Here is a 1,274-nt window from a genome sequence, read left to right on the forward strand (position 1 = left end):
GGGGTCACGTGCCGCGTTTGTCATTGTAGTTGGTTGGCTGGGCGACGGTCACTCCCTCGGACCTCTCCAACAAAGACAGCCGCTGTCATTCGCCGAATCCGGCCATCGATCGCCAGGGACTGGCGAGCGACCGATGGCCGGCTCCGACGAAGACAGCTCAGCCCAAAAGTTCTTTCACAACCAAGCACTACGCCGCTTGGCGTGCCGCTTTGGCCTCGGCTTTGCGACGCTCACGTGCTTCGACCAGTTTGCGGTCACGCGCTTCGTGAATCGCCTTACTCTTGCCAGCCATCCGATCGGCCGGTGTGATGTAGCCGATCCCACTGTGAAGCCGCCGAGTATTGTAATGCTCCACGTACGCGGCAATCTTCGCGATTGCCTCCGCTGCATCACGCGGACACGCTGGGCGAACACACTCTTGTTTGAGCGTGCCGTGAAAGCGTTCCAGCTTGCCGTTGCTTTGCGGGTAATAGGGGCTGGTTCGAACGTGAGTCATGCCGCTTTGCCGAACGAACGCCTTGAAGTCCCCGGCGAGAAACTGGGGACCATTGTCGCTGATCAGACGTGGTTTCGCGTCGGGATGTTTTTCCAGCGCCCGCTGGCAAACGATCTCGACATCGAGTTCTTTCATCGACTCACGAAGTTCGTGATGCACAATCATTCGGCTGAAGCCATCGAGCACCGTGATCAGGTAGTAGAACGTCCCGCCACAATTGATGTAGGAGATGTCCACATGCCAGTGATCGTGCGGTTTTTCGGGCTGTTTGAAGCCATTGCCCTTACTGCTTGAAGCCTTGGCACGCTTGCCCATTCGTCCGGCTTCGCTGAGCACGCGGTAGACCGTTGCCGGCGATGCGGAGACGACGTCGGCGTCCATCATCATGTAGGTCAGACGCCGATAGCCTTCCAGTGGATGGGCGTCGTGAAAGTCAACGATGGCTTGCTTTTCCCAATCGGCCAACCACCAGTCGCGTTGGATTTTTCCGTTGTGATCGTTTGGTTTGCCGTAGCGATCTTTCCAGGTGTGGTAGGTGCTTCGCGGCAATCCGATCCAAGCGATCAGCGTGGTCGCCGGCAGACCGGTTTTGTCTTTCCAAAGACCGATGTAATCGATGATTTGGTCTCGAATTTCGTGGGGAACCCAGCGACCGGTTAGAGTTCCCCATTGTCTTTTTTTGCCTGGATGTTCTCCTGCATCAACTCGGCGATGACCTCATTCTTCTGGTCGATGCGTGACTTCAGCTTGTCGATCTGCTTCTTGTCATTGCGCTGCG

The 1,274-nt window shown here is 56.8% G+C and carries 1 protein-coding gene; it reads right to left on the reverse strand.

Translation table 11 applies throughout. The features are described 5' to 3' along the window. Nucleotides 1-187: 187 nt before the first annotated feature. Nucleotides 188-1,129 (reverse strand): IS3 family transposase, encoded by a 942-nt coding sequence (locus NHH03_RS27665; protein ID WP_315861499.1) that lies wholly within the window; start codon nucleotides 1,127-1,129, stop codon nucleotides 188-190. Nucleotides 1,130-1,274 lie beyond the last annotated feature (145 nt).

The sequence above is a fragment of the Stieleria tagensis genome (genome assembly GCF_024129865.1).
GTDB lineage: Bacteria > Planctomycetota > Planctomycetia > Pirellulales > Pirellulaceae > Stieleria > Stieleria tagensis.